This window comes from Nocardia sp. NPDC056952, assembly GCF_042674185.1.
Taxonomy (GTDB): Bacteria; Actinomycetota; Actinomycetes; order Mycobacteriales; family Mycobacteriaceae; genus Nocardia.
This window is the reverse complement of the sequence record NZ_JBHURA010000002.1, coordinates 921,666-948,299: the sequence shown is the minus strand read 5'-3', so window position 1 is coordinate 948,299 and position 26,634 is coordinate 921,666. Positions and strand designations below refer to the sequence as shown.

Sequence of the window (26,634 nt, the reverse complement as noted above, 5' to 3'; positions counted from 1 at the left end):
TGCGACGAAGGAGCGATTCCGCGGCGCCTGACCGGCGGCCCCTCAGGGCCGCGGACACGCGCGCGCCAGCGCGCCAACAAACACAGCCTCAAACCGTCCTGGGACTACCAGAACCCCTGATCAGTCACTTCTCCAAGCAGCCAGCTCAGCCCCCATACAAGCACGCGGCCATTCATCGAGCCCATGAGCGATCTCGCTGGCACGTATCGCCCGCAAGCCAGGAGTTTCGTCAGCGGGCGGGATGTAACTGAACCCGAGGCGCTCGTAGTACGGACCGTTCCACGGCACCTGCGTGAACGTGGTGAGCGTGATCTCCTCGAGTCCGTTGTCCCTGGCCCACGCGACCGCATGGTCGATCAGCCGCTTGCCGATCCGCGCCCCCGCGTGAGCCGGGTCGACGGAAACCTGATCGATATGAGGCTGCCCGTCGACCAGCCCGAGAACCAGGTAGCCGACCGGCTGATCGTTGTCGTCCGGCCACACCCACGCCCGCCCCTCGACGACGAAGGCCCGCAACACCTCTCGCGACGGCGGCTCGTCCTCGGCAATCGCGGTCATGCCCACCTCGGCGAACGGCGCACCGGCCCGCCGCTCGATCTCCTGCAGCGCCGCGATCTCGTCCTCGCGCGCGAGCCGGGCAGGTCCACCGGCCGTCGGGGTGGCGATGATCCCGTTGAGCAGCGCGCGCAATGCCCAGCGCGCACGCACGTCACCGGCGGTGCGCCGCACGGACTCGGCGGCGATATGCCGGCAGATCAGCTCGACGGCCCAGGTCGCGGTCGCGGGGTCGAGGCCGCCCTCTCGCAGAAGAGTCAGCAACTGCTCGATCAGACCGAGGGCGTGCTCGGTGGTCGGGAATCGGCCGAAGGCGACGAGCGCCAGACCGTCGTGGCGGCCGAGAGCCTCGATCGAGGACTCGACCAGCTGAGTCACCCGGGTACGCCAGGCACCCTCGGTGGGCGCCTGGACCTGGGACAGAACGTGGTCGAGCATGCCGGTCAGCAGGTCGTCGCGATGGGCGACGTAGACGTACAGCGACGCGGCGCCGGTGTCGAGTTCCTTGGCGACCCGGCGCATGGTGAGCGCGGCCGCGCCCTCGGTGTCGAGGATGCGCAGTCCGGTCTCGATCACGAGATCGCGGCTCAACGGGACTTTCGCCGGTCGGGCCCGGCGACTGACGGGTGCGGCGTTCATGCGCCGATCCTACGCGGCCGACGAACATCGTTTGGTACGAACGCCGTTCGAAATTTACCTTCGGACCTTATCCCCGGGCGTCCGTCCATCTATGCTGGCGGCGGAGACCAAGGTCGCGGTCTGCCGCACAGCGGGGTCGGCCGAGGCAGCGGTGAAGGCCAGTCCGACAAGGAGGCGTTGATGCACGCGCATTCGTCCACCGTGGCCATCGTGCCGGGGACCGGGATCGTCGCTCGATTCGGCGATGTCGTCGTCTATCTGGCCGGGGAGACACCGTCGACCGATCGGTTACTCGGTGCGGTGGAAACCGTCGCCAACAACACCGCGGCGAGCGCACCCGGTGCGGCCCTGGCGCAGCGCCTGGCGGGCGTGGTGTTCGGCGGAGCTTCTGCCCCACCGCCTTTCGGCGTGCTCGCCCCGACCGCCGACGGGATGCTGATCCTGTTGCGCGGCGCGGTGATCGCCGAGATCTCCGGCGCGGAGGGCAACCGCCGCCTCGCCGGCGACCGGGCCTTCACCTGGGTCGACGAGATCATCCGCGAACCTGTCCGCCGGATCGCGGTCGGCGCCGAGATGGCCGACCCCACCAGCGCCAATCCCCGCACCGACCTGCGCGCGGGCATCGTCACCGGCAACGGTTTCGTGCTCAACCTGGGCCGGCGCCGCAATCCCCCGCCGCGCCGGGTCGAATCCGTCGACGAGCCCGCACCGACGGAGGCCACCGGCTTCCAAGCCCTGCGCCCACCGACCGCGCGATCCACCGACACCAGCGACGCGCTCCCGGCCACCGCGGGATTCCCGGCGCCGACACCCGACCAGCCCGCGACCTCCGGTTTCCAGCCCGACGCCGGCCGACCCGACAGCGAGACGGTGAGCACGGGCAGCCGACCGGCCACCGGCGATGTCGCAGGCACCGGATCGAGCAACTCCGACGGCGTCACCGTGAGCACCGGTCCGCGCAGCTCACCCGCCGCCAACGCGCCCCGCGCCTGGTCCCAAGCACTCGATGCCGCCAAACGCGCCGAACCGGTCGCGTTGAGCAAGAGCGCGCCGCCCCACAGCGGTTCGCGCGGCGCCCTGGTCACCGAAGACGGGCTGAGCTACCCACTGGATCGGCCCTACGTCCTCGGCCGCAACCCCTCGGGGGAAGAATCGGTTCGCGCTTCCGCGGCGACGCCGATACTGATCGAACGCGATCGGCTCGTCTCGCGGGTCCATGCCTTCGTCGCCCCCGACCGTGGCAAGGTGTTCGTCCGCGAAGCCCCCGCGACCTCCGGAACTTTCTTCGCCGCCCCCGACAGCGAACGCTGGTCTCGCGTCGGCACCCTCCCGATCGAGTTGCAACCGGGATGGCGCCTGCGGATCAACGACTTCCTGCTGACCTACTGCGTGTAAATCACCTACTGCGAAACACAGACCATCCCGACGCCCGTGCATTCAGCTCCACGGGCGTCGGATCGCGAATCGGCTCAGGCCTCGAGGGCGTCGAGCAGGGCCGCGCGCTGACGAGCACCCAGGCCGCCGATACGGCGATCCTCGGGAATCTCGGCCTGGTCCATCAGCTTGGCGGCCTTGACCGGACCAACGCCCGGCAGTGCCTTGATCACGGCAGCGACCTTGGTCTTCTTCACCAGGTCGTCGCTGTCGGCTTTCTTGAGCAGATCGGCGACGGTGACCTTGCCCTCCTTCACCTTGCCGATCAGTTCCGAGCGCGCCTTGCGCACGGCAGCCGCTTTGGCCAACGCCTCGGTGCGCTGTTCGGCGGTCATCGTAGGCAGTGCCATGTCTCCTCCGCTTCCACTCGTCACTCGAACATCTGATTGACGGACCGAGTAAACAGCACGAAATCGGCAGCACCAGTCCGACACACCGCGAGGATACGCCGATGAGTTTTGCGTGCCGAACCCGTCGTATTCAGTGACGGCCCTGCAAGACGGACCAAACGGACGAAAGGACGGGCGGTTCAGGCCGGCGTAACACCGCGGTGACCAGCAGCGAAACATCATCAGAAGCACTTTTACGGGATGAAGGTTCAACGGCGAACCACGGAGGATCAACGACGCTCCTCGGCCCGGGCGCGACCCGTTCTCGAACGGTCGTCACCGTCTCCCGCATCGCTGCACAGACATCTACACAGTTGTGCGCCAGACATTTTCAGCGCCTGCGGGCCGAGCAATTCGGGCCCGCGGGTGTTCTCTCCCCGCTCGATGCGCAACAATGACGCGACCCGGCGAACCCTTTTGCTACCTGGAGTTGCGATGCGCGAGGAACACCCGCTCGACCACGAGGTCACCGCTCTGCCCGTGCGGGTGGAACGGGCCAGGCGTCGCATCGCCTATCAGTCCGACCCCGCACTGACCGACGCGCTGTCCGAAGACGAGTTGCGCGCCGAGCGCGAACTCGCCGAAAAGATCCGTACCTACGAGCGCGATCAGCGCTGGAAGCACATCAAGGCCGCCTCCTCGCACGCCGACCGCTTGCGTGACACCACCGCGGAGCTCGAGCGGGCCGAGATGTCGGACCTGATGCTGGCCCGCAAGGCCATCGCCGCGCAACGTCGCGAGTCCAACCCGCGCGCTCGCCTCGCCTCGCTCTATCAGCACCGCACCTGGTCGCTGCGGGCACTGGCCGGCGTGGTGATCACGGGCATGCTGTGGTCGGCGGTGAACGTCCAGCACAACATCGCCCCCGGCGGACCCACCGACCCGCTCTACTGGGCCAGCTTCGGCCTGGAGGCGATGATCAGCGTGTGCCTGATCATCATCATGATCGGCACCACACGGGTGGCCGAGTGGGGCGTGATGGGCAACCGCAACCAGGTGCTGATCGCCGAGCTGTTCCTGCTCACGCTGACCATCGCCCTCAACACCTATCCACACCTGAGCGCACAGCACTGGTACGACGCCGCTGTGCACGCGGTGGCCCCGGTGATGATCGGTGTCGCCCTGCTCATCCACAATGCCGCCAGCGCCCGCTACAGCACCGCGATCGTCCGTGCCAGCGCGGAGATCCCGGCCGACGACGCCGACGATCCCCTGGCCGCGCCGAGCCTGGGTAATCCGGCCGTCAGCTAGCTTCCACCGACACACAGCGAAGGGCCCCTCCGGATCAGATCCGAAGGGGCCCTTTGCCGTTGGTTTGTTACGCCGACTTCTCGCGACGCTCGGGACGCTGCGCCTTGCGCGGCACGATCGTCGGGAGGACGTTGTCGATGACGGTGTCGGCGTTCACGACCACCTTGGCGACGTCGTCACGGCCGGGGATGTCGTACATCACCGGCAGCAGGACCTCTTCCATGATGGCGCGCAGGCCGCGAGCACCGGTGCCGCGCAGGATCGCCTGATCGGCGATCGCTTCGAGGGCGTCGGCGGTGAACTCGAGGTCGACGCCGTCCATCTCGAACAGGCGAACGTACTGCTTGACCAGTGCGTTCTTCGGCTCGGAGAGAATAGTGACCAGCGATTCCTTGTCCAGGTTCGTCACCGAGGCGACGATGGGCAGGCGGCCGATGAACTCGGGGATCAGACCGAACTTGATCAGATCCTCGGGCATCACGTCGGCGAAGTGGTCGTCGGTGTCGACCTCGGCCTTGGAGCGCACCTCGGCGCCGAAGCCGATGCCGCGGTGACCGGTGCGGTCGGAGATGATCTTCTCCAGGCCCGCGAACGCGCCCGCCACGATGAACAGCACGTTGGTGGTGTCGATCTGGATGAACTCCTGGTGCGGGTGCTTGCGACCGCCCTGCGGCGGCACACTCGCCTGGGTGCCCTCCAGAATCTTCAGCAGCGCCTGCTGCACGCCCTCGCCCGACACATCGCGGGTGATCGACGGGTTCTCGCTCTTGCGGGCGATCTTGTCGACCTCGTCGATGTAGATGATGCCGGTCTCGGCGCGCTTGACGTCGTAGTCGGCGGCCTGGATCAGCTTCAGCAGGATGTTCTCGACATCCTCACCGACATAGCCCGCCTCGGTGAGCGCGGTGGCATCGGCGATGGCGAACGGCACGTTCAGCATCTTGGCCAGGGTCTGCGCGAGGTAGGTCTTGCCGCAACCGGTGGGGCCGAGCATCAGGATGTTCGACTTCATCAGCTCGACGGCCTCACCGCGGCTGTCGCGGCCCTTGTCACCCGCCTGGATGCGCTTGTAGTGGTTGTAGACCGCGACGGCGAGGGTCCGCTTGGCGGTGTCCTGGCCGATCACGTAGTTCTCGAGGAAATCCCGGATCTCCGAAGGCTTGGGCAACTCGTCGAGCTTCACTTCGCTCGACTCGGCCAGCTCTTCTTCGATGATCTCGTTGCACAGGTCGATGCACTCGTCGCAGATATACACCCCAGGGCCCGCGATGAGCTTCTTGACCTGCTTCTGGCTCTTTCCGCAGAACGAGCACTTCAGCAGATCGCCGCCGTCTCCGATGCGCGCCATCTCGTAGGTCCCTACTTCCTTGTCCGAGTGCGACCGTCGTCCCCCGATTGGGCCGGAAATACGTCTCGGTGCCGTCAATCAGAGCAATGGTCCCTGAGTCGACCGTACCTGGTGTGCGCGAGACAGGTCGACAACTCGCGCATGTTCGATGTGAAGGGTTGTGCGGGTCCTCACCATTGTGAGCCACCGCGGGTGAAAAAGCCGGGCCCGCCGCCCAGATCAGGACAGCGGGCCCGGGCGTGTCACTTCTGTCCGCTGAGCTTCCGGTAATCGAAGACCTGGTCGATGATGCCGTATTCCTTGGCTTCCTCGGCGGTCAGGATCTTGTCACGGTCGGTGTCCTTGCGCACCTGCTCTTCGGGCTTGCCGGTGTGGCGCGAGATGGTGACTTCCATCAGGCGACGCATCCGCTCGATCTCGGCCGCGGCGATCTCGAGGTCGGACACCTGACCCTGCACACCGCCGGAGGACGGCTGGTGGATCAGGATGCGCGCGTTGGGCAGCGCGGCACGCTTGCCAGGAGCGCCCGCGGCCAGCAGCACCGCGGCGGCCGAGGCCGCCTGACCCAGGCAGACCGTCACCACGTCGGGGCGCACGTACTGCATGGTGTCGTAGATCGCCATCAGCGCGGTGAACGAACCACCGGGCGAGTTGATGTACATGGTGATGTCGCGGTCGGGGTCCTGGGACTCCAGCACCAGCAGCTGCGCCATGATGTCGTTGGCCGAGACATCGTCGACCTGGTTGCCCAGGAAGATGATGCGCTCCTCGAACAGCTTGTTGTACGGGTCGGAGGTCTTGACGCCGAACGAAGTCTGCTCGGTGAACTGCGGCAGGATGTAGCGCGACTGGGGAAGGCCCGCTGCGGAGCCGCCGTGTCCAGCGCGCGGGTCGAAGAGGTTGGCCATCTTTATCTCCAAGCTTGTCTCGAGTGAGGGGGGACGGCGGCGGTTACTTCGCCTGGTTCGCGTGGGCGACCACGTGGTCGATGAAGCCGTATTCGAGGGCTTCCTTCGCCGTGAACCAGCGGTCGCGGTCCGCGTCCTCGGTCACCTGCTCCACCGACTTGCCGGTGTGCAGCGACTGCAGTTCGTTGAGCTCACGCTTGGTGTGGGCGAACTGCTCGGCCATGATCGCGATATCGGCCGCCGAACCACCGATGCCCGCCGACGGCTGGTGCATCATGATCCGGGTGTGCGGCAGCGCGAAACGCTTGCCCTTGGTACCCGCGGTGAGCAGGAACTGTCCCATCGATGCGGCCAGACCCATCGCGACGGTCTTGATGTCGCACTCGGCGAACTGCATCGTGTCGTAGATGGCCATGCCCGCGGTGACCGAGCCACCGGGCGAGTTGATGTAGAGCGCGATGTCCTTCGTCGCGTCCTCGGCCGAGAGCAGCAGGATCTGCGCGCAGATCTTGTTCGCGATCTCATCGTCGACCTGGGTGCCCAGGAAGATGATGCGCTCGCGAAGCAGCCGTTCGTATACGGAATCACTGAGGTTGAGTCCAGCGGTAGCGGCTGTCATGACCCCTGCCTGGTTGATCGTCACGGATACCTGCCTTCTCTTCTCACCGATTGCTACGGCCATACGAATACGGTTCGTCGTCACAAACACTAACGAAGCAGGGCGGCACCGAACTCCCGGTACCGCCCTTCTTCGCTCACAGCGCAATCAAATCACGCCGCCGAAACCTACTCAGCAGCGGCTTCGTCCAGCTCGATTTCAGCGGAATCCGCAGGGTCACCGAACATTTCGGTGGTGTCGACCACATTGCCGTCGGAATCGGTAACCTTCACCTGACCGACAACTCCGGCCAGCGCCTTGCCGCGTCGCACGTCGGCGAAGACCGCGCCGAGCTGACCCGCCTGCTGGACCTGCTGAATGAACTGCTCCGGCGACATGCCGTAACGCTGCGCCTGGAACAGGATTCGCTCGGTCAGCTCCTGCTGGCCGACCTGAGTGTTCTCGGCCTCGGCGATGGCGTCCAGCAGCAGCTGGGTCTTCACCGACTTCTCGGCGGCTTCCTGGGTGTCCTTGTCGAACTCCTCGCGGGAGGAGCCCTGCGCCTCGAGCGCCTCGGCCAGCTTGGCCTCGTCGTGGTCGAAACCGTGGACGGCGTCGTGGACCACGGCGTCGACCTCGGCCTTGACGACGGCCTCGGGCAGCGGGACCTCGACGGTCTCGAGCAGGGTGTCGAGCACCTTGTCCCGGATGGAACCGGCCTGCTCGACCTTCTTGACACGCTCGACGCGGCCCTTCAGGTCTTCCTTGAGCTCGTCGATGGTGTCGAACTCGCTGGCCAGCTGGGCGAACTCGTCGTCGGCCTCGGGCAGCTCGCGCTCCTTGACCGACTGCACGGTGACGGTGATCACGGCTTCCTTGCCCGCGTGGTCGCCCGCCACCAGGGTGGAGGTGAACTCGGCGGACTCGCCGGCCTTCAGGCCGATGACGGCCTCGTCGAGGCCCTCGATCAGCTGACCCGAACCGACCTCGTGCGACAGCCCGGTGGTGGCCGCCTCGGGGACGTCGTCACCGTCGACGGTGGCCGACAGGTCGATCGACACGAAGTCGCCATCGGCCACGGCACGCTCGACGCCGGTGAGGGTGCCGAAGCGCTGACGCAGCGAGGTGAGCTGCTCCTCGATGTCGTCGTCGGCGATGGTGAAGGAATCGACAGTCACCTCGATGCCCGAGTAGTCGGGCAGGGCGATCTCGGGGCGCACGTCGACCTCGGCGGTGAACGCCAGCTCTTCGCCGTCTTCGATCTTGGTGATCTCGATCTCGGGCTGACCGATGACCTTGACCTCGGTGGCCTGCACGGCCTCGGCGTAGCGGGCGGGCAGCGCGTCGTTGACGACCTGCTCCAGCACGGCGCCGCGGCCGACACGGGTCTCGATCAGCTTGGCCGGAGCCTTGCCGGGACGGAAGCCGGGGATCTTGACCTGCTGCGCCAGCGCCTTGTAGGCCTTGTCGAAGTCGGGCTTCAGCTCCTCGAAGGGCACCTCGACGTTGATCCGGACCCGGGTCGGGCTCAGCTGCTCGACGGTGCTCTTCACGGACATACTCCTTGGTTCGTAGTTCATGGTGGTGTCCCCACAGGGGGCGACGCGCCATAGTCAGGCACGGCTAAGCCAGGTGCGGCGCACAATGCGCATCCCGACCAGGGTAGTTGACCGCCCGCGCGGTCGCGCAATCGGTGTTTGGTTGAGGGTGCCGCTAGCGGCCGACCTGCACGGCGTCGGTCACGAAGACCAACGTCTCCTTCGGCGGCACACCGTTGCCGCCCTCGCCGTAGCCGAGGTTCGGCGGCACGATCAGCAGCCTGCGCGTGCCCTGCTGCACGCCGATCAGCCCCTCGTCCCAGCCCTGGATGACCTGGCCCGCGCCGAGGGTCAGCCCGAACGGCTTGCCGCGCTGGAAGGAGCTGTCGAGTACCTGCTTGTCCGACCAGGTGACCAGCTCGTAGTTCATCGTCAGCGGCTGTCCGGCCACCGCGCCCGGCCCCGTGCCCACCACCAGGTCCTTGGTGATCAGGGTCTTGGGCGGGTCACAGCTGTCGGGGATGGTGATCTTGGGCGCCTCGCCGTAACCACCGCTGACCTTCACGTCGTCGGCGGTGCATTCGCGACCCTTGCTCGCGGAGCTCCCGCCGGCCACGCTCGAGCTCGGCGCGCTGCTCGAATCCGTGTCGGAGCCGCAGGCCGCTGTCGTGATCGCGGCGGCCGCGACGAGTCCGATTCCGATGATCCTGCCGAGAGAATGCATGGCCCGCAGAGTAATCGACCGCCGTTGCGGCGTCGGGAACCGGCACGACGGTAGGCTCGGCGGTGCGTTTCTCCACCGGTGCCGCCGGTCCTCGATCGGCGCCCGTGCAGGCCCCCGCGGCGCGGACGGCGCCGTGACCTCATCGAGTTCGAGGAGTCCGCGATGACCGAAACCACCGTGGACGACACCGCGGCGGACAATGTGGGAGACGGTCAGGGCGAGACCATCGCCCCGAAGCCCTACGTCCTCACCGACGCGCCCGGTCCGCTCTCGCGCGAGGAACTCGTCGCCGTCGACGCGTGGTGGCGGGCGTCGAATTATCTCGCGGTCGGCCAGATCTATCTGATGAGCAATCCGCTGCTGCGCACCCCGCTGGTCCCCGACGACATCAAGCCGCGCCTGCTCGGCCACTTCGGCACCGTGCCCGGCCTGAATCTGGTGTGGGCCCACGCCAATCGGGTGATCCGGGACCGCGGCCTGAACGCGGTCTATGTCGCGGGCCCCGGTCACGGCGGCCCTGGTCCCAACGCCTGCGCGTGGCTGGAGGACGCCTACGCCCAGCTCGAACCGGACATCCCCCGCGACGTCGACGGCATGCGCACATTCTTCCACCGGTTCTCCTTCCCCGGCGGTGTGCCGAGCCACTGCGCGCCGGAGACGCCGGGGTCGTTCCACGAGGGCGGTGAGCTCGGCTACTCCCTGCTGCACGCCTACGGCGCCGCCCTGGACAACCCCGATCTCGTCGTGTTCTGCGTGGTCGGGGACGGCGAAGCCGAGACCGGTCCGCTGGCGGGCAGCTGGCACGCGAACAAATTCCTCAACGCGGGGCGCGACGGCGCGGTGGTGCCGATCCTCGCGCTCAACGAGTACAAGATCGCCAATCCGACGATCCTCGCCCGCATTCCCGAGGCAGAACTGATCGAGCTGCTCCGTGGCTACGGCTACGAACCGCTGATCGTCTCCGGCAACGACCCCGCACCGGTCCACCAGGCGATGGCCGCTGCCATGAACACCTGTATGGACCGGATCGCGCGGTTCCAGCGGGCGGCCCGCGAGGACGGGGACACGAAACGGCCGCGCTGGCCGATGATCGTGATGCACACGCCGAAGGGCTGGACCTGTCCCCCGGTGGTCGACGGCCAACGGGTCGAGGGCACGTTCCGCGCCCATCAGGTGCCGCTGCCGAACGCGCGCACCGACTCCGGGCACCGGCGGGTGCTGGAGCTGTGGTTGCGGTCGTACCGGCCGGAGGAACTGTTCGATCAGGACGGGTCGCCGGTGCGGGCCCTGCTCGAGCAGGTGCCGGCGAATCCGATGAGCCTGAACCCGGTTGCCAACGGCGGCTTGCTGATTCGCGATCTCGACCTACCCGACTGGCGCGACTACTGCGTGGACGTGATGTCGCCAGGTGCGGGTCAGCACGAGGCCACCAGGGTCCTCGGCGGCTGGCTGCGCGATGTCACCGCCCGCAATCCGCACAACTTCCTCACCTTCGCCCCCGACGAATTGGTCAGCAATCGGTTGCAGGACATTCTCGAGGTGACCGGCCGCGACTGGCAGGAAGAAGTCGGGCGCTGGGATGTGGATCTGTCGACGGTCGGGCGCGCGGTCGAAGTGCTGTCGGAGCACATGTGCGAGGGCCTGCTGGAGGGTTATCTGCTGACCGGCCGCCACGGCGTCTTCACCTGCTACGAGGCGTTCATCCACATCGTCGACGCCATGTTCAATCAGCACGCCAAGTGGCTCGATGCCAGCTCGGCGGTGCCGTGGCGGCGCAAGATCCCCAGCCTGAACTACCTGCTCACCTCGCACGTGTGGCGCCAGGACCACAACGGGTTCACCCATCAGGATCCCGGTTTTCTCGACGTGGTGGCGAACAAGAGCCCCGATATCGTCCGCGTGTATCTGCCGCCGGATGCCAACACCCTGCTGTCGACCTACGACCACTGCCTGCGATCGCTGCACTACGCGAACGTGGTGGTGGCGGGCAAACAGCCGGGGCCGGACTGGCTTTCGGCCGAGGAGGCGGGGCTGCACTGCACGCGCGGTCTCGGGATCTGGGAGTGGGCGTGTCACAACGACGACCCCGGCACCACCCCCGATGTCGTGCTCGGGTGCGCGGGCGACGTGCCGACCCTGGAAACGCTGGCCGCGGTGGCGATCCTCCGAGATCGGCTGCCCGACTTGCGGATTCGGTTCATCAATGTCGTCGACCTGATGCGCATGCTGCCCGCAGGCGAGCACCCGCACGGCCTGCCCGACGCCGAGTTCGACGCCCTGTTCACCACCGACCGCCCGGTGATCTTCGCCTTCCACGGCTACCCGTGGCTGGTGCACCGGCTCACCTACAGCCGCACCAACCACGCCAATCTGCACGTGCGCGGCTACAAGGAGAAGGGCACCACCACCACACCCTTCGACATGGTGATGCTCAACGATCTGGACCGCTTCCATCTGGTACTCGATGTGATCGACCGGGTACCCGGGCTGCGCGAGCGGGCGGCGGGTCTGCGCCAGGAGATCGTCGACGCCCGGTTGATCGCGCGCCGCTGGACCCGCGAGCAGGGCGCCGACATTCCGGTCGTGGCCGATTGGGTCTGGCCCGACTCGGCGATCCCCACCGCGCGGTAACGCGGTTGCGGCGCGGGCCCGCCCTGCACGACGATGGAAGGGATATGACCGAATCCCGCCGCACCGAGCTCCTCCCCCGCGATCGCCGCGATCTGACCGGACCGTTCGACGTGATCGGCGACGTCCACGGCTGCCGCTCCGAATTGGAGACCCTGCTCGGCGAACTCGGCTACGTCCTCGACCGTGACCGTCGCGGCCGCCCGATCGGTGCCGCCCACCCCGGCGAGCGCACCGTGATCTTCGTCGGCGACCTCGTCGACCGGGGCCCCGACACCCCCGGCGTGCTGCGCCTGGTGATGGGGATGGTGGCCGGGAGAACCGCCCTGTGCGTCACCGGCAACCACGATCACAAGCTGATGCGCGCCCTCGACGGCCGCAACGTCCGCATCGCGCACGGCCTCGAACAGTCGCTGTCCCAGCTGGCCGACGAAGACCTCGAATTCCGTACGGCCGCACACGCTTTCCTCGCCACCCTGCCGAGCCACTACCTCCTCGACGGCGGCAAGCTGGTCGTGGCCCACGCGGGTCTGCCCGAGAGCCTGCACGGCAGCAGGTCGGCCCGTGCCCGCTCCTTCGCCCTCTACGGCGCCCCCACCGGTGAGCTCGACGAACACGGCTACCCCGTCCGCTACGACTGGGCCCAGGACTATCGAGGCACCGCCACGGTCCTCTACGGCCACACGCCGGTCCACACCTTGAACTGGGTCAACAACACCCTCTGCCTGGACACCGGCGCAGTCTTCGGCGGCACCCTCTCCGCCCTGCGCTACCCCGAGATGACCACGATCTCCGTCCCCGCCGAGCAGGTCTGGAGTGAACGCGCGGGCATCACGCCCGTGCCCGACTGAGCCAGTCGACGGGACACGCAACGCCGGGCGCGGGGATCCGTCGCCGAATCGTCAACGTCGAACCCGGGTGTGACGTGCGGATTTCCATCCTGATGGGCCTACCATCAGCAGCGGACGACCCGACTCATCGACGAGGAGAGGTTCATGCGCCGTACATTTCTCGCTCTGTCTGTACTCGCTCCGCTCATGGTCAGCGGTGTCGCGAGCGCCGATCCAGCACCGCAGGGGACGCTGACGGCGTGGACGTTCACCGGACGGGAGCCGGTTCCGGTGAACCGGGCCGATATCGAGGTGACGCCGTGCGATGCGAAGCAGGTGGTCGCGACGCTGGTCAGCGGGGCCGACGGGCGCGCCACGGTGGCGCTGCCCGCGGGGTGCTACGAGGCGAAGGTGGTGACTGTGCCCGGCGGCTGCGGGTTGGCCGTCACCGAGCCGGTGCGGGTCACCGTGGCCGCGGGCACGGAGGCGCGGGCGGACTTCCGGTTCGGCTGCGCCTGACCGACGTTCAGTCCTTCGGGCCACCGGCCACGTAGATGACCTGCCCCGAGACGAAGCCGGCGCCCTCGCTCACGAAGAACGCGGCGGTGTTGGCGATGTCTTCGGGTGTGCCGACCCGGTTCACCGGGATCTGCGCGGCCGCGGCGGCTTTGAAGGCCTCGAAGTCCGCGCCGACCCGGGCGGCGGTGGCCGCGGTCATCTCGGTTTCGATGAAGCCGGGCGCGATCGCGTTGGCGGTGACGCCGAATTTGCCGAGTTCGAAGGCGAGGGTCTTGGTGAACCCCTGCATGCCCGCCTTGGCCGCGGAGTAGTTGGCCTGGCCGCGATTGCCCAGCGCCGAGGTGCTCGACAGATTGACGATGCGACCGAACTTCGCCTCGACCATGTACTTCTGCACGGCGCGGGTCATCAGGAAGGCACCGCGCAGGTGCACGTTCATGACGGTGTCCCAGTCGTCGGCCGACATCTTGAACAGCAGGTTGTCGCGCAGCACGCCCGCGTTGTTGACCAGTACGGTCGGCGCGCCGAGCTCGGTGGCGATCCGCTCCACCGCGGCGGTGACGGCCGCTTCGTCGGCCACGTCGGCGCCGACCGCGAGGGCGGCGCCCCCGGCGGCCTCGATGGCGGCGACGGTGCCCGCGCACGCGGCTTCGTCGAGATCGAGGACGGCGACGGCGTATCCGTCGGCGGCGAGCTTCGTGGCCACCGCGGCGCCGATGCCACGGGCGGCTCCGGTGACGATCGCGACCTTGCGTTGCGTGGGCATCCGTCTCCTACAAGCCTGAGCTGGGCGAATGGTGATGGTCGGGGTGACAGGATTTGAACCTGCGACCCTCCGCTCCCAAAGCGGATGCGCTACCAAGCTGCGCTACACCCCGATACCTCACCGGCGAGAGCACCGTGGAGGCAATACATGTTTGAGCGGGTGACGGGAATCGAACCCGCACCATCAGCTTGGAAGGCTGAGGTTCTACCATTGAACTACACCCGCAGGCATACGACATCGATGGGATCGCCACGATGTCGTGTGCGCCACGACTGTACCGAACCCCGCGCGAAAAATGCCAATCCGGCCCCTGCCTGCCCGATTGATGCGTGTCGGCTGCCGGTGTACCCCACTCCCCACGCGACCAACCCTCGCTGTGCCCGATTAGGGCCTAATGACCCTATCCCCGAAACCCCCTCCCGGCGACGATGGTTGATGCGCCCATGGGGACCGGCGCCTGCTCCACCGGGGGATTAAATAGGAGAATTTTCCTTAAAAACCCGGCACGTGGGCGGCGAGTAGGCCACCATGAGAGTGCGCGTGACGACTACTGCCACATCGTCACGACTCGCACCCCGTGCCAGGAGGGACCCATGGCGACGCAACGTCCACCGCCCAGCGGAGGGCATCACGCTGCACGTTTCGGCTCCCGAAATTTCTTTTCGGAAAATGTGTAACGCCGGAGACGCTGCAGCGATGTCATACCGAATCGCCATTCGCGAGAGACCAGAGAACGCGTTGCGGAACGTGACTTTTCAGTCTCGGGTGGCTTGCTAGGATCCTTTTTGCCGGACGGGGGTATCTGGAAAGGGGGCGGTGAGCGTGTGCCGAACTCGGTGGACCCAACCGCGTAGCAGTGCGAATGATCGAGGTGGCAAGTTCGTCGCCACCGACCGCCGGTGATGTCGATGACTGTCCACATCGAGCCACCGGTTGCCGCGATGGCCCGCGCCTGGGCCCGCGCGGTATGCGCCGAACCGGGCTCTTCCACGGCGCCGCACCAGTTGGAGCCGGTGCTCGTCGACATCGTCGAGCGGCTGCTGCACCTGGCGCGGACCGAACCGTTCCCGGTTCCACAGGCGCGCAAGCTCGGCGCGCGGTTGGCCGAGGCGCCGTTCGAACGCACCAGGATGCTGGCCCACGCCAGTCGCTGGCTGCTCGGTTTCCCCTCGGGGGTTCCGGGTTCGCTGGTGGCGACCCGCTGGCCGCTGGTGGCCAGCCAGGCCATCGACAGCTACGCACAGGCTCTGCAGGAACGCGCTCTGGCGCAACAGGAACAGAACATCTCGGCGAAAGTGTCACTGCGCGTACAGGAGATCGCCGCGCTGCAGCACCGCTTGCGCCACGAGGCGACCCACGACGCCCTCACCGATCTCGCGAACCGCACGCTGCTGCAAGAACGGGTGCGCGCGTTCGCCGCCGACCCGAGCCGCGGTGTCGGTGTGCTGGTGGTGGACCTGGACCGCTTCAAACAGATCAACGACGGCTACGGACACGCGATCGGCGACGAGGTACTGGTCGAACTGGCCAACCGCTTGCGTGAGGTGTGCCCGCCCGACACGGTGATCTGCCGATACGGCGGCGACGAGTTCGTGGTGGCGGCCAACCCCCGCCGCGACACCCTCGGCGAGTTGGCACACCGCGTGGTCGCCGCACTGCGCGACCCGGTGTGGTCGAGCGCGGGCCCCGTGCCGGTTTCGGCCAGCGTGGGCACCGCTTTCTGCCCACCGGGAAAGACGTGCGATTTCACCGACCTGTTGCGTCGCGCCGACCGCGCGATGTACTCGGCGAAATCGGCGGGCGGGCGGCGTTTCGCGCTCGCTGAATCGGGCGACCCCGAACTGGGAACGGCGGTCGCCGGCTGAGTCGGATCGCGAAGCCTGCACTTCGCGGTCCGGCTCAGCCGATTTCGACCGGTCGACTCGTGACACCGATGGAGTCCGTACTCGGCACCGGGGGCACCGGCCGGCTACGGCTCGTCGACGGCCCGCATCGTGGCCGTGCGCTCAGTGTTCGAGATAGTCGACCGCAGCCTGGCCGGGGGTGTCGACCGCTACGGCAGACCTATCGTCGGCGGTGTCGCATCCGCGCACCACGACGATCAGTGGAGCGCACTGAGCAACGCCGCCGAGCCGAAAAATGGTGCGGTGCTGCCAGAACACTGGCACACCAGCGGGAATCGCTCCGGCGCTGTCAGCGGGGCTGGCAGGTGGGGCACCAGAAGAGGTTTCGGGCTTCCATGACCTTGTGTGCGACGGGGGTGGCGCAGACTCGGCAGGGTTCGCCTTGGCGGCGGTAGACGTAGGTGCGGGGGCGGTCCTTGGTGTAAGACGGTGCGCCGGTGTCGTGTTCGGGGCGGACCACGTGCATGCGGCCGGTGGTGACGCCGACCGGCATGAGGTCGACCAGGTCGGCCCAGAGGGCGTCCCATTCGGTCGGGGTGATCGAGATGCCGGGGCGGAAGGGCGAGATGCCGTGGCGGAACAGGACTTCCGCGCGGTAGACGTTGCCGACGCCGGCGATCAGGGCCTGGTCCATCAGCAGTGCGCCGATCGCCCTGCGGGAGCGCCGGATTCGCGCACCCGCTCGTTCGTGGTCGGCGTCGGCGCGCAACGGATCGGCGCCGAGGCGTGCGGTGAGCGCGTCCACTTCGGGCGGCATCAGCACTTCGCACGCCGTGGGCCCGCGCAGATCGGTGCCGAAATCCGTTGCGGCCCCCAGCATTCGCATACGCACCTGCCCCACCGGCGCCGCCATCGGCAACTCGACCTCGCTGAAAGTGCCGTACAGCCCGAGATGTACATGCACCGTCAACCCGGACGCATAGTGATGCAGCAGATGCTTCCCATAGGCCTCGGCCCGCTCGAGCACCTGCCCGTCCACCAGTGCGGCCCCGTCGGCGAACCGCCCCTGCGGACTCGAAACCCGCACCACCCCACCGGAAAACCGTCGGTGATGGAGCTGCGCTATCCGATGGAGAGTGTGCCCCTCAGGCAAAGAAACACACCCTCCTCAGGCTGCCTCTCCGGGTAGTCGGCCAGACCTCGGTGCGTTCACCGTCGGCGATGCGGCCGACGGTGAAGTGCACGTCGGGTCGGCCCGTACCCGGCGAGTTACCCATGTACTCACGAAATCAGTTGGTGAGCTCAGTACGCGGGGACCTCTGGCGCGATGCCGGTCTTCTCGTAGTCGGCGAGGATGTCGATGCGACGCTGGTGACGCGCCTCGTCCGACCACGCGGCCGCGAGGAACGCGTCGACGATGGCGAGCGCATCGGCGGTGGAGTGCATGCGGCCGCCGATGCCGATCAGGTTGGCGTTGTTGTGTTCGCGGGCCAGCACGGCGGTTTCGACGCTCCAGGCCAGGGCGCAGCGAGCGCCGGCGACCTTGTTGGCGGCGATCTGCTCACCGTTGCCGCTGCCACCGAAGACCAGGCCGAGCGAGCCCGGGTCGGCGACGGTGCGTCGGGCCGCCTCGATGCAGAAGGCGGGGTAGTCGTCGAGAGCGTCGTATTCGAGGGCGCCGCAGTCGACGACCTCCACTCCGGCCTCCTGCAGATGAGCCTTGACGTGATTCTTCAGTTCGAAACCGGCATGGTCGGCACCCAGGTAAACGCGCATGGCTGCGATTGTCGCAGGCCCGCTTAGAGTCGTTTCATGCACCCGCACGAACCGCATTTCCCGCATTCAGCAGGTTCCCCGCCGGAGCACACCGGCCAGCAGCCCGACCGAACACCGTCACTGGACAAAGACACCGCGCCGCCGTCGCCGTGGGCCCAGCCCGATCCACGGACGGGCGGTTTCCCCGCGCAGGACGCCCCACCACAGCCGCAGGCAGGCCCGTATCCGCCGGTCGCCCCTGGCCAGTACGCGCCCGGCTACTACCCGCCGAGCGGTCCGCCCGCACCGCCGCAGCATCGACCGCGCGGACTCATGCCGTGGGATCGCCCCGCCCGGCATCCGTGGGAGATCCCGCTGCTGATCGTCGTCATCATGATCACCGCGGTCGCGTACCTGCTCGCGCTCCTGCTCATGACGGTCGAGCTGTTCGCCGATCCCATCGTCGACGAGCGCGGTGTGGAGCAGACCGGTTCGATCGTCACCAGTCCGTATGTACTGCTGCTGTTGTTCGCGCCGGTGCTGCTGTGGGCCGGACGTGGTCTGAATCTCGCGACCCAGCGCGTGAACGGGGTGAAGATGTCGCCCACCCAGTTCCCCGAGGGCTACCGGCTGGTGCAGGAGGCGGCGGCGCGATTCGGGATGCACAAGGCGCCGGACGCCTACGTCATCCTGGGCAACGGCCAGATCAACGCGTTCGCCTCCGGCCACGGGTTCCGCCGGTTCGTCGTGGTCTACAGCGACCTGTTCGAAATCGGCGGCGCCGCGCGTGAACCCGATGGACTCGCGTTCATCATCGGGCATGAAGTCGGCCATATCGCCGCTGGTCACGTCTCCTATTGGCGCCAGCTGGGCATGTTCGTCGCGCCGTGGCTGCCACTGCTCGGGTCGTCGCTGATCCGTGCCCAGGAGTACACCGCCGACAATCACGGCTTCTGCTTCCGGCCGCACGGCGCGTCCACCGCGATGGCGACGCTCGCTGCCGGCAAGTACCTCAATACCGATGTCGGTGTGGACGAGATGGCCGACCGTGCCGCGCTCGACCGGGGTGGTTTCGTCTGGCTGGTCAACGCGATGGCCAGCCACCCGGTGCTCACCTGGCGGATGTGGGCGCTGCGCGATCGCAGCAGGCCGGGCCCGATGTTCTGGCGTCCGAGTGCACCGCATCCCGGCATGATCCCGCCGCACGGCGGGTATCCGCTGAATTCGACGCCGCCCGCGTTGCCGCCGAAGCCGGTCTGATCGGTCGGGGATGCCGGTGCGGGCACCCCCGACCGCATGATCAGTCGAAGACCGGGTCCTCGGTGCGGGTGCGCTTGAGCTCGAAGAAGTGCGGGTACGAGGCCAGCGCGACCACGCCGTCCCACACCTTGCCCGCGTCCTCGCCGCGCGGGATGCGCGAGAGTACCGGCCCGAAGAAGGCAGTCCCGTTGATGTGGATGGTCGGCGTGCCGACATCGGGGCCGACCTTGTCCATACCCGCGTGATGGCTGGCCCGCAACGCCTCGTCGTATTCGGTGCTGTTCGCGGCCTCGGCGAGTTCGGCGGGCAGGTTCAGTTCGGCGAGCGCGTCGGCGACGACCGCGTCGAAGGTCTCCTGCAGCGTCTCGCGCTCGTACTCGACCTTGCGGTCGTGGATCCGGGTGCCCAGCGCCGTGTAGAGCGGGGACAGGATCTCGTCGCCGTACTTCTGTCCGGCGGCGGTGACGACCCGAACCGGGCCCCACGCGGCGGCCATCATGTCGACATACCGCTCCGGCAGGCCCTCTTTGCCCTCGTTGAGCACCGCCAGGCTCATCACGTGGAAGCGCGCTTCGATATCGCGCACCTTTTCGACTTCCAGGATCCACCGCGAGGTGATCCAGCACCACGGGCACAGCGGGTCGAACCAGAAATCGGCGACATCCTTGGTGGCCTGTTCGCTCACGATGGGTTCCTCTCGGGTCAGCTGTGGTGGGCCGGGTCGCCCCACCGATTGGTGCAACCGCGTCACCGCCGGAATCGTTCCCGTGGGTGAAAACGCGCACTAAGCTCGGGTTGCGAGGAGTCCCGGTCGTCCGCGAGAAGGGGTCCGTTCATGAGCTCGAATCAGCATTTCGTCGTCATCGGTGGAGGTCTGGGCGGAGCGAAAATCGCCGAAGCCCTGCGCGCCAACGATTTCGACGGCCGCGTCACTCTGCTGGCCGCCGAAGAGGAGCTGCCCTACGAGCGTCCGCCACTGTCGAAACAGCACCTGGCGGGCACCCAGCAACTGCCCGATTTCACCGTCGATCCGGCCGCTTGGTACCGCGATCACCACGTCGATCTGCGGCTGGGCACCACCGCGACCGCGTTCGATCCGATCGCCAAGACGGTGACACTGCCCGACGGTTCCACGCTCGACTACGACAAACTGGCTCTGGCCACCGGTTCGCGAGCCCGCACGCTCGACATTCCCGGCGCCGATGCCCCGAACGTCTACACGCTGCGCACGATCGGCGATTCGAACGCGTTGCTCGAGATACTGCGCACGGACCGGCGCCTGGTGATCATCGGGGCCGGGTGGATCGGTCTCGAGGTCGCCGCGCAGGCCCGCGCCAAGGGTGTCGAGGTGACGGTGATCGAGACGGCCGACCTGCCGCTGGTCACGGTGCTCGGCCCGGAGATGGGCGCGTTCTACGCCGACCTGCATCGCGCGCACGGCGTCGACCTGCGCACGAACACCTCCGTCGACGCGATCCTCACCGACGAGGACGAGGCGACCGGCGTGCAGCTCGGCGACGGCACCGTGGTGCCCGCGCAGGCGGTGCTGGTCGCGGTGGGCGCGCAGCCCAATATCGAGGCGGCCACGGCGGCCGGGCTGGCGGTCGACGGCGGCGTGCTGGTGGACGCCGCCCTGCGCACCAGCAACCCCGATGTGGTCGCGGTGGGCGATATCGCCGAACAGGACCATCCGCTGCTGCACCGGCCGATCCGCATCGAACACTGGGCGACCGCGCTGAATCAGCCCGCCGTCGCCGCGAAGACGATGCTGGGCAAAGCGGCTGTCTACGACCGGCTTCCGTATTTCTTCAGCGATCAGTACGACGTCGGGATGGAGTACTCCGGCTATGTCGGACGCGGCGACGACGTGCGGGTGGTGGTGCGCGGCGATCTCGATGAGCGCGAATTCGTCGCGTTCTGGCTGGACGCGCAGAACAGGGTGCGCGCGGGGATGAACGTCAATGTGTGGGATGTGACCGACCGGATCAAGCAGCTGATCGAATCGGCGGAACCCGTCGACCCGGACCGGCTGGCGGACACGAGCATCCCGCTGTGATCCACTTCACGGCGATCGTTGTGTCGAAGACTGCTCATCGGCTCCGACCAACCGTCGAACGCGCCGCAAGGGCGCAGCGAACAGGAGCCGAACCATGAAATTCATGCTGGTCAAGACCTATTCCGAGACCGCCTACTGCGACATCCCGCTGCCGGAGTGGGCACCCGAGGACATCGCCGCCCACATCGACTTCCAGCGGGCACTGGGCGAACAACTCGCCGCCGCGGGCGAACTCGTCGACGCGCAGGGCCTGGCGGCACCCGATCAGGCGATGATCGTGTGCTCCGACGGTCGCTCGGCGCCGGTCGTTACCGACGGGCCGTTCCCGGAGACCAAGGAGTTCCTGGCCGGTTTCTGGGTGGTCGATGTCGATTCTGTCGAGCGCGCGGTCGAGATCGCCGCGCAGGCCTCCGCGGCGCCGGGCCCCGGCGGCAAGCCGATCGGGGAATACATCGAGGTGCGCCAGATCATGAGCGCGCCCGACGTGGCCTGAGGCGAGACACTGACTCCGCGCATCGAGGACCTGCTGCGTGAACTCTCGCCGCAGGTCCTCGGCGTATTGGTCCGCCGCTTCGGCGATTTCGACCTCGCCGAGGATTCGGTGCAGGACGCGCTGCTCGCGGCGGCGACCCAGTGGGATCGCGACGGACTTCCGGACAATCCGCGCGGCTGGCTGATCCAGGTCGCGCAGCGGCGGATGGCCGACGCGGTGCGCGCCGAGGTGGCGCGGCGACGCAGGGAGACCACGGTTTTCGTGCGGGATGTGCCCGTCGAGGCGGTCGGTAGCGATGACACCCTCGACATGTACTTCCTGTGCTGCCATCCCGACTTGCCGCCCGCCGGAGCGGTGGCCCTGACGCTGCGGGCCGTCGGTGGCCTGAGTACCGCCGAGATCGCGGCGGCCTTCCTCGTCCCGGAATCGACGATGGGCCAACGTATCTCGCGGGCGAAGAAGCGTCTGGCCGAATCGGATCGGCCGTTCGCCGACGGCGCGCACGACAGCACCCGGGTGAGTGCGGTGCTGCAGGTGCTGTACGTGATCTTCACGGAGGGGCACACCAGCACCGCCGGAACGGGGTTGCGTCGCGGGGACCTGTCGGCGGAAGCGATCCGGCTCACGCGCGCGCTGCGCACGCTGCTCCCGGAGAACGCGGAGGTCACCGGTCTTCTCGCGCTGATGCTGCTCACCGACGCCCGCCGCGCCGCCCGCTCCGGTCCGCACGGCGAGCTGATCCCGCTCACCGAGCAGGACCGCTCCCGCTGGGACCGCACCCAGATCACCGAGGGTCTTCGCCTGCTCACCGCGACCATGCCCGCCGGGCTGACGGGTCTCTACCAGATGCAGGCCGCCATCGCGGCTCTGCATGCGCAGGCCCGACGCCCCGAGGACACCGACTGGACGCGAATCCTGCAGCTCTACACCATGATCGGACGTCTGACACCCAACCCGATGATCACCCTCAACCGCGCCGTCGCCACCGCGATGGTGCACGGTCCGGCCGCGGGGCTGGCGGTGGCCGACAGTGTCGCCGAACCGCTGGCACGCTCGCACCGCCTCGCCGCCGTGCGCGGGCATCTTCACGAAATGGCAGGCGAGCAGGCCGCGGCCGTGCGCGAATACCAGCGGGCGGCCAGACAGACCGCCAGCGTGCCCGAACGCGACTACCTGTTGCTGCGCGCCGCACGTCTGCGAGCGGGCGACGCGTGACATCAGGAGCTGTCGTCCGACCCCGAATTCGCCGGTGGTACAGCCCGTTTTCGACGTCACCCAGGCTGGCGGCGTCGAGCGAGCCGGCGCCTGGCAGACTCGCTTTGATGACGGACGTTTTCAGTGCGGGCGTGCTGGTGTATCGCCGCGTCGAGGCCGGAATCGAGGTCCTGCTCGGGCATATGGGTGGGCCGCTGTGGGCGAAGAAGGACGCGTCGGCATGGTCGATCCCCAAGGGCGAGTACCTGTCCGAGGAAGAGTCCGCGCGCGACGCCGCCCGGCGGGAGTTCACCGAGGAACTCGGGCTGCCGGTGCCCGAGGGCGAGTGGATCGACCTCGGTGAGGTGAGTTATCGCAGCGGGACCAAGCGCAAGTACCTCACCGTGTGGGCGGTCGAGGGCGACCTCGACCCGGCCGACGTCGTGCCGGGCACCTTCGAGATGGAGTGGCCGCCGCGGTCGGGCAAGGTCGCGGAATTCCCCGAGATCGACCGGGCGGACTGGTTCGACCCCGCCACGGCGCAGGAAAAGCTCGGCAAAGGCCAGCGCCCCTTCCTCGACCGCCTCACCGATCAACTGCACTGAGATCGGGGTAGATTTCAGCTATGCCCAGCGACCTGCAGCTGAAGATCATGAACAGAGTCCACCGCACCCTGCTCACGGTGACCGGCGGACGCATCGGCAACTCGTTCTTCGGAATGCCGTCCCTGCAACTCACCACGATCGGCCGCAAATCCGGCGAGCCGCGCAAGGTCATGCTGACCGCGCCGATCATCGACGGCGACACGATCGTCGTCGTCGCCTCCCGCGGCGGGGACCCCACCCATCCCGCCTGGTTCGTGAACCTGCGCGACAACCCGAACGTCGAGGTGTCACTGCGCAACGGCCCCGTGCGCCCGATGACAGCCCACGTCGCCACCCCCGACGAACGCGCGGCACTGTGGCCCCGGGTCACCGAGGCCTACAAGGGCTACGCCGACTATCAGACGAAAACCACGCGCGAGATCCCCTTGGTCCTGCTCACGCCGAGGAACTGACCCCACCTGCCGGCGGGCACACAGGGCGGGCATCGAACACGATGCCCGTCCTACACCAGCGCGGCCCGGAACTCGGTGGGGCTTGTGCCGCGTAGTCGTTTGAAGGCCGCGCTGAAGCCGAAGGCGTCGGTATAGCCGACCGTGGTGGCCACCTGGGCGACGCTGCGCGCGGGGTCGGCGAGCAGCTCTTCGGCTTCGGCCATGCGCCATTCGGTGAGGTAGGCCAGTGGCGGTTCGCCCATCACCTCGGTGAAGCGCCGAGCGAACAGGGCGCGCGAGACCGCCGCCTCGGTGGCCAGGCTCGCCACCGTCCAGCGGTGGAACGGCCGGTCGTGGATGGCGGTGAGCGCCGGGCCGACGATCGGGTCGGCCATCCCCCGGTACCAGGCGGGCGCGCAATGCTGCTGTTCGGCGAGCCAGGAGCGCAGCGTGCAGACCAGCGCCCAGTCCAGCAGCCGGTCCATCAGCGCCTGCGAGCCCGCGCTGAACCGGACCGCGTCGGCGGCGGATTGTTCCAGCCACAAACACATTTCCGGGTCCTCGTGGACCACCATCACCTGCGGTAGCGCTCGCAACAGCCGTTCGTGGCGTCGCCCCGATGCCCGATAGGCGCCGACGAGCAGCGAAGTCTCGCCTGGCGCACCGGTTGCCGCCGGCGTGACGATCAATTCCGATGTCGCACAACTGATGTCGGTGGGACCGAACCCGTCCGGCACGAAACAGGACAGCTCGTAGCGCTCGTGTGGACGGTCGAGCGCGGCGGGCGTGTCTGCCAGGTGGAAGGGTTCACCCGCCTGCACGAGCGCGGTGTCACCGGCGATCAGACTCGTGCGTGATCCATCAGCGAGCACCAGCGTGCCGCCGCCACGCAGCACTGTCACCATGATCAAGGGCGCACGGTCGGCGAAACGAATCGTCCAGGGTGGTCGCAGGACCGCATGGGCCACGACCGATCCTTCGGCACGAATGCCGCTCAGCAACGAACTCAACGGGTCCACGCCACCAGCGTAGACGAATTCCTATCGACTGGAGATGATCACCCATAGATCGTCCACACGATCCACGGTTGACTGAAGCGACCGGGCCGACCAGCCCGCACCCGATCGAACAGGAGCTCACCGTGACCCAGTCCGCCGCCACCACGACTGCCACCGCCGAACTGACCACCACCGGATCGAGCGCCACCGATACCTCGGCGCCGGGCCCCACCGCGCTCGTGGTCCTGGGCCACCATCGCTCCGACTCGCTGTCCGCCCATGTCGCCGACCGCGCCGTCGGCCGCCTCACCGCCGCCGGGTACACGGTCGATTTCCTCGACCTGCACGCCGAGAACTTCGACCCGCGGATGACCGTGGCCGACCAGCCCGAGTGGGGCAATCGCGACAAGGTCTACTCCCCCACCGCCGAGGCGCACATGCGGCGCATGCTGGCCGCCGACGCGGTGGTCGTGGTGTTCCCGGTGTACTGGCAGAGCGTGCCCGCCCTGCTCAAGGGCTGGATCGACGCCGTATGGAACTACGGTTTCGCCTACGGCCGCAGCAAGCCGCGGCTGGCAGGCAAGCGCATCCTGTGGCTCGGATTGGCCGGCGCGACCGCCGATGACGCGATCATCCCCGGCATGCAGCAACTGCTGGAAGCCCAGCTCAACGAGGGCTTGGCCTACTACAGCGGTTTCGCGGACTCCCGCGTCGGGCTGCTGCCCGATGCCGAGGAGCAGCCCCAAAGTCTCGACGCCGAAGGCAATCTCGTGATCGGCGAGGCGATCAGCGGCGATGCGCGAACCACTCACTACGCCGCCTTCGACGCGAAAGCCGAGAGCTTCGTCGACGACTTGCTCGCCGCTGCCCTGGTCAGCGCCTGACCAGCGAAGTGCCGCGCCGTCGCGCGGTGACCATCTCGCCGGTCACCGCGCGTTCGGCCGGTGGCCCGAACGCGGCTCCCGGTCCAACCGCATACAACGACAATTCACAGGCCGGTGAGAGCCCCGCGCAGGACTGCGTAGAGCTCTGTGGGGTTGCCGGATTCAGCGGCGGACTTGTCGATCAGGTCGATAGCGGCGGCGGTGAACTCGTCGCTTTGCTGCTGCACATAGTCCGCCGGGTTGTCGATGCCGGGCGCGTACCCCTCGAGCAAGCTCGCCATCGCCTGCAGGAAGGGTCCCATCAACGCGGCCAAGCGAGCCGCCGAGCCGCCGGTGGAGCGAACCATCGCGCCGCCCTGCCGGAATGCGGCGAACATGGCGTACATGCCGCCGAGGACCGAGACGTCGTACATGGCGGCGGCGCCGAGATCCGTGCCGACGAATTCGGCGCGACCGAACAACTCCAGCACCGCGCGGAAGCGCTCGAACCCGGCGGACGCACCGCTGTAGAGCACGAATGCCGCGGGTCCGCCGATCATCTCGGGTACCGCCATGATGCCGCCGTCGATCAGCTCCACCTGCTGAGCCGCGGCCCAGCGGCCCAGCGCGCGAGCCTGCTCCGGCGAGGTGGTGGTGAGGTTTACCACCACCTTGCCCCACACCTGTGCCGCCGCCGGTTCGAGGTGCTCGCGCACGGCGGCATCGTCGAGCACGCACAGGATCACCAGATCCGCCGCCGCCATCGCCTCGGCCGAGCTCGCCGCCACCTTCGCGCCGTAGGCCGCCAACGCTTCGGCCCGCGCCGAGGTGCGGTTCCAGACAGTCACCTCATGACCGCCCGCCAGCAATGCCTTGGCCAGCGCGGTGCCCATAGCACCGAGGCCGATCACCGAAACCCGTTGCACCACTCTCATGTTGGTCATGATTTCCCTCGTTCGAAGAGCGTTCGATGCCGGTCGGCAACGCTCTTCCAGATTCGTGGGTTAC

General features: G+C 67.8%; 26 protein-coding genes and 2 tRNA genes. 13 read left to right on the top strand and 15 right to left on the bottom strand.

Annotated elements, in window-relative coordinates:
- Positions 1–120: 120 nt before the first annotated feature.
- The gene (locus ACFTS5_RS11665) at positions 121–1,194 is read right to left on the bottom strand and encodes a GNAT family N-acetyltransferase (RefSeq protein ID WP_378629989.1); all 1,074 of its coding nucleotides are present in this window, start codon (positions 1,192–1,194) and stop codon (positions 121–123) included.
- Between the two features lie 180 nt (positions 1,195–1,374).
- Between ACFTS5_RS11665 and ACFTS5_RS11660 the strand changes: the two genes are divergently transcribed.
- Positions 1,375–2,589, top strand: coding sequence for an FHA domain-containing protein (locus ACFTS5_RS11660; protein ID WP_378629987.1), 1,215 nt, complete (start codon positions 1,375–1,377; stop codon positions 2,587–2,589).
- Between the two features lie 74 nt (positions 2,590–2,663).
- On the opposite strand, the gene mihF is transcribed toward ACFTS5_RS11660, so the two are convergent.
- Positions 2,664–2,978 carry an integration host factor, actinobacterial type gene (gene mihF / locus ACFTS5_RS11655; RefSeq protein WP_019045768.1) on the bottom strand — a complete coding sequence of 105 codons (315 nt, stop codon included), beginning with the start codon at positions 2,976–2,978 and terminating at the stop codon, positions 2,664–2,666.
- Between the two features lie 474 nt (positions 2,979–3,452).
- Here mihF and ACFTS5_RS11650 point away from each other — a divergent pair, with 474 nt between their 5' ends.
- Complete coding sequence (locus ACFTS5_RS11650; protein WP_378629985.1) at positions 3,453–4,268, top strand: hypothetical protein; 816 nt, start codon at positions 3,453–3,455, stop codon at positions 4,266–4,268.
- A 67-nt stretch (positions 4,269–4,335) separates the two neighbouring features.
- Here the strand turns inward: ACFTS5_RS11650 and clpX are convergent, their stop codons facing one another.
- The 5 genes from clpX to ACFTS5_RS11625 form a co-directional block, all read right to left on the bottom strand.
- On the bottom strand, positions 4,336–5,616 hold the full coding sequence (gene clpX, locus ACFTS5_RS11645; protein WP_378629984.1) for an ATP-dependent Clp protease ATP-binding subunit ClpX: 1,281 nt from the start codon (positions 5,614–5,616) through the stop codon (positions 4,336–4,338).
- A 242-nt stretch (positions 5,617–5,858) separates the two neighbouring features.
- Positions 5,859–6,524, bottom strand: coding sequence for an ATP-dependent Clp protease proteolytic subunit (locus tag ACFTS5_RS11640; protein WP_101463989.1), 666 nt, complete (start codon positions 6,522–6,524; stop codon positions 5,859–5,861).
- A 43-nt stretch (positions 6,525–6,567) separates the two neighbouring features.
- Positions 6,568–7,143 carry an ATP-dependent Clp protease proteolytic subunit gene (locus tag ACFTS5_RS11635; RefSeq protein WP_056821854.1) on the bottom strand — a complete coding sequence of 192 codons (576 nt, stop codon included), beginning with the start codon at positions 7,141–7,143 and terminating at the stop codon, positions 6,568–6,570.
- 167 nt (positions 7,144–7,310) lie between these two features.
- Positions 7,311–8,675 (bottom strand): trigger factor, encoded by a 1,365-nt coding sequence (gene tig / locus ACFTS5_RS11630; RefSeq protein WP_378629982.1) that lies wholly within the window; start codon positions 8,673–8,675, stop codon positions 7,311–7,313.
- A 160-nt stretch (positions 8,676–8,835) separates the two neighbouring features.
- The gene (locus tag ACFTS5_RS11625) at positions 8,836–9,384 is read right to left on the bottom strand and encodes an FKBP-type peptidyl-prolyl cis-trans isomerase (protein ID WP_378629980.1); all 549 of its coding nucleotides are present in this window, start codon (positions 9,382–9,384) and stop codon (positions 8,836–8,838) included.
- A gap of 162 nt (positions 9,385–9,546) precedes the next feature.
- Between ACFTS5_RS11625 and ACFTS5_RS11620 the strand changes: the two genes are divergently transcribed.
- The 3 genes from ACFTS5_RS11620 (at position 9,547) to ACFTS5_RS11610 (ending at position 13,361) form a co-directional block, all read left to right on the top strand.
- Positions 9,547–12,015, top strand: a complete 2,469-nt coding sequence (locus ACFTS5_RS11620) for a phosphoketolase (RefSeq protein WP_378629978.1) — start codon at positions 9,547–9,549, stop codon at positions 12,013–12,015.
- A gap of 44 nt (positions 12,016–12,059) precedes the next feature.
- The gene (locus ACFTS5_RS11615; RefSeq protein WP_378629976.1) at positions 12,060–12,863 is read left to right on the top strand and encodes a metallophosphoesterase; all 804 of its coding nucleotides are present in this window, start codon (positions 12,060–12,062) and stop codon (positions 12,861–12,863) included.
- Between the two features lie 144 nt (positions 12,864–13,007).
- Positions 13,008–13,361, top strand: coding sequence for a hypothetical protein (locus ACFTS5_RS11610; protein ID WP_378629973.1), 354 nt, complete (start codon positions 13,008–13,010; stop codon positions 13,359–13,361).
- Between the two features lie 7 nt (positions 13,362–13,368).
- On the opposite strand, the gene fabG is transcribed toward ACFTS5_RS11610, so the two are convergent.
- From fabG to ACFTS5_RS11595, 3 genes are all read right to left on the bottom strand, one after another.
- Positions 13,369–14,127, bottom strand: a complete 759-nt coding sequence (gene fabG / locus ACFTS5_RS11605; protein WP_378629972.1) for a 3-oxoacyl-ACP reductase FabG — start codon at positions 14,125–14,127, stop codon at positions 13,369–13,371.
- A gap of 35 nt (positions 14,128–14,162) precedes the next feature.
- Positions 14,163–14,239: transfer RNA gene (locus ACFTS5_RS11600), tRNA-Pro, on the bottom strand.
- 42 nt (positions 14,240–14,281) lie between these two features.
- Positions 14,282–14,352: transfer RNA gene (locus ACFTS5_RS11595), tRNA-Gly, on the bottom strand.
- 683 nt (positions 14,353–15,035) lie between these two features.
- Here ACFTS5_RS11595 and ACFTS5_RS11590 point away from each other — a divergent pair.
- Positions 15,036–15,992: a diguanylate cyclase domain-containing protein gene (locus tag ACFTS5_RS11590; protein WP_378629970.1), complete on the top strand. Its 957-nt coding sequence runs from the start codon at positions 15,036–15,038 to the stop codon at positions 15,990–15,992.
- A gap of 328 nt (positions 15,993–16,320) precedes the next feature.
- On the opposite strand, the gene ACFTS5_RS11585 is transcribed toward ACFTS5_RS11590, so the two are convergent.
- Positions 16,321–17,124, bottom strand: a complete 804-nt coding sequence (locus ACFTS5_RS11585) for an Fpg/Nei family DNA glycosylase (protein ID WP_378629967.1) — start codon at positions 17,122–17,124, stop codon at positions 16,321–16,323.
- A 149-nt stretch (positions 17,125–17,273) separates the two neighbouring features.
- Positions 17,274–17,747, bottom strand: a complete 474-nt coding sequence (locus ACFTS5_RS11580) for a ribose-5-phosphate isomerase (RefSeq protein ID WP_378629965.1) — start codon at positions 17,745–17,747, stop codon at positions 17,274–17,276.
- A 36-nt stretch (positions 17,748–17,783) separates the two neighbouring features.
- Between ACFTS5_RS11580 and ACFTS5_RS11575 the strand changes: the two genes are divergently transcribed.
- The gene (locus tag ACFTS5_RS11575) at positions 17,784–18,986 is read left to right on the top strand and encodes a M48 family metallopeptidase (RefSeq protein ID WP_378629964.1); all 1,203 of its coding nucleotides are present in this window, start codon (positions 17,784–17,786) and stop codon (positions 18,984–18,986) included.
- A 40-nt stretch (positions 18,987–19,026) separates the two neighbouring features.
- On the opposite strand, the gene ACFTS5_RS11570 is transcribed toward ACFTS5_RS11575, so the two are convergent.
- The gene (locus tag ACFTS5_RS11570) at positions 19,027–19,671 is read right to left on the bottom strand and encodes a DsbA family protein (protein WP_378629962.1); all 645 of its coding nucleotides are present in this window, start codon (positions 19,669–19,671) and stop codon (positions 19,027–19,029) included.
- 150 nt (positions 19,672–19,821) lie between these two features.
- On the opposite strand from ACFTS5_RS11570, the gene ACFTS5_RS11565 reads away from it, so the two are divergent.
- The 5 genes from ACFTS5_RS11565 (at position 19,822) to ACFTS5_RS11545 (ending at position 23,786) form a co-directional block, all read left to right on the top strand.
- Positions 19,822–21,042 (top strand): NAD(P)/FAD-dependent oxidoreductase, encoded by a 1,221-nt coding sequence (locus ACFTS5_RS11565; protein ID WP_378629959.1) that lies wholly within the window; start codon positions 19,822–19,824, stop codon positions 21,040–21,042.
- 94 nt (positions 21,043–21,136) lie between these two features.
- A complete protein-coding gene (locus ACFTS5_RS11560) occupies positions 21,137–21,535 on the top strand; it encodes a YciI family protein (RefSeq protein ID WP_266298409.1) in 399 nt (132 codons plus the stop codon).
- Between the two features lie 66 nt (positions 21,536–21,601).
- Positions 21,602–22,750 (top strand): RNA polymerase sigma factor, encoded by a 1,149-nt coding sequence (locus ACFTS5_RS11555; RefSeq protein ID WP_378629957.1) that lies wholly within the window; start codon positions 21,602–21,604, stop codon positions 22,748–22,750.
- Between the two features lie 107 nt (positions 22,751–22,857).
- The gene (locus ACFTS5_RS11550; RefSeq protein ID WP_378629955.1) at positions 22,858–23,334 is read left to right on the top strand and encodes an NUDIX domain-containing protein; all 477 of its coding nucleotides are present in this window, start codon (positions 22,858–22,860) and stop codon (positions 23,332–23,334) included.
- Positions 23,335–23,354: 20 nt separating this feature from the next.
- Positions 23,355–23,786: a nitroreductase family deazaflavin-dependent oxidoreductase gene (locus tag ACFTS5_RS11545; protein WP_378629953.1), complete on the top strand. Its 432-nt coding sequence runs from the start codon at positions 23,355–23,357 to the stop codon at positions 23,784–23,786.
- A gap of 50 nt (positions 23,787–23,836) precedes the next feature.
- On the opposite strand, the gene ACFTS5_RS11540 is transcribed toward ACFTS5_RS11545, so the two are convergent.
- Positions 23,837–24,784 carry an AraC family transcriptional regulator gene (locus ACFTS5_RS11540; protein ID WP_378629952.1) on the bottom strand — a complete coding sequence of 316 codons (948 nt, stop codon included), beginning with the start codon at positions 24,782–24,784 and terminating at the stop codon, positions 23,837–23,839.
- A 68-nt stretch (positions 24,785–24,852) separates the two neighbouring features.
- Between ACFTS5_RS11540 and ACFTS5_RS11535 the strand changes: the two genes are divergently transcribed.
- Entirely contained in the window at positions 24,853–25,647 is a 795-nt protein-coding gene (locus ACFTS5_RS11535; RefSeq protein WP_378629950.1) for an NAD(P)H oxidoreductase, read from the top strand.
- A 104-nt stretch (positions 25,648–25,751) separates the two neighbouring features.
- On the opposite strand, the gene ACFTS5_RS11530 is transcribed toward ACFTS5_RS11535, so the two are convergent.
- On the bottom strand, positions 25,752–26,570 hold the full coding sequence (locus tag ACFTS5_RS11530; RefSeq protein ID WP_378629949.1) for an NAD(P)-dependent oxidoreductase: 819 nt from the start codon (positions 26,568–26,570) through the stop codon (positions 25,752–25,754).
- Positions 26,571–26,634 lie beyond the last annotated feature (64 nt).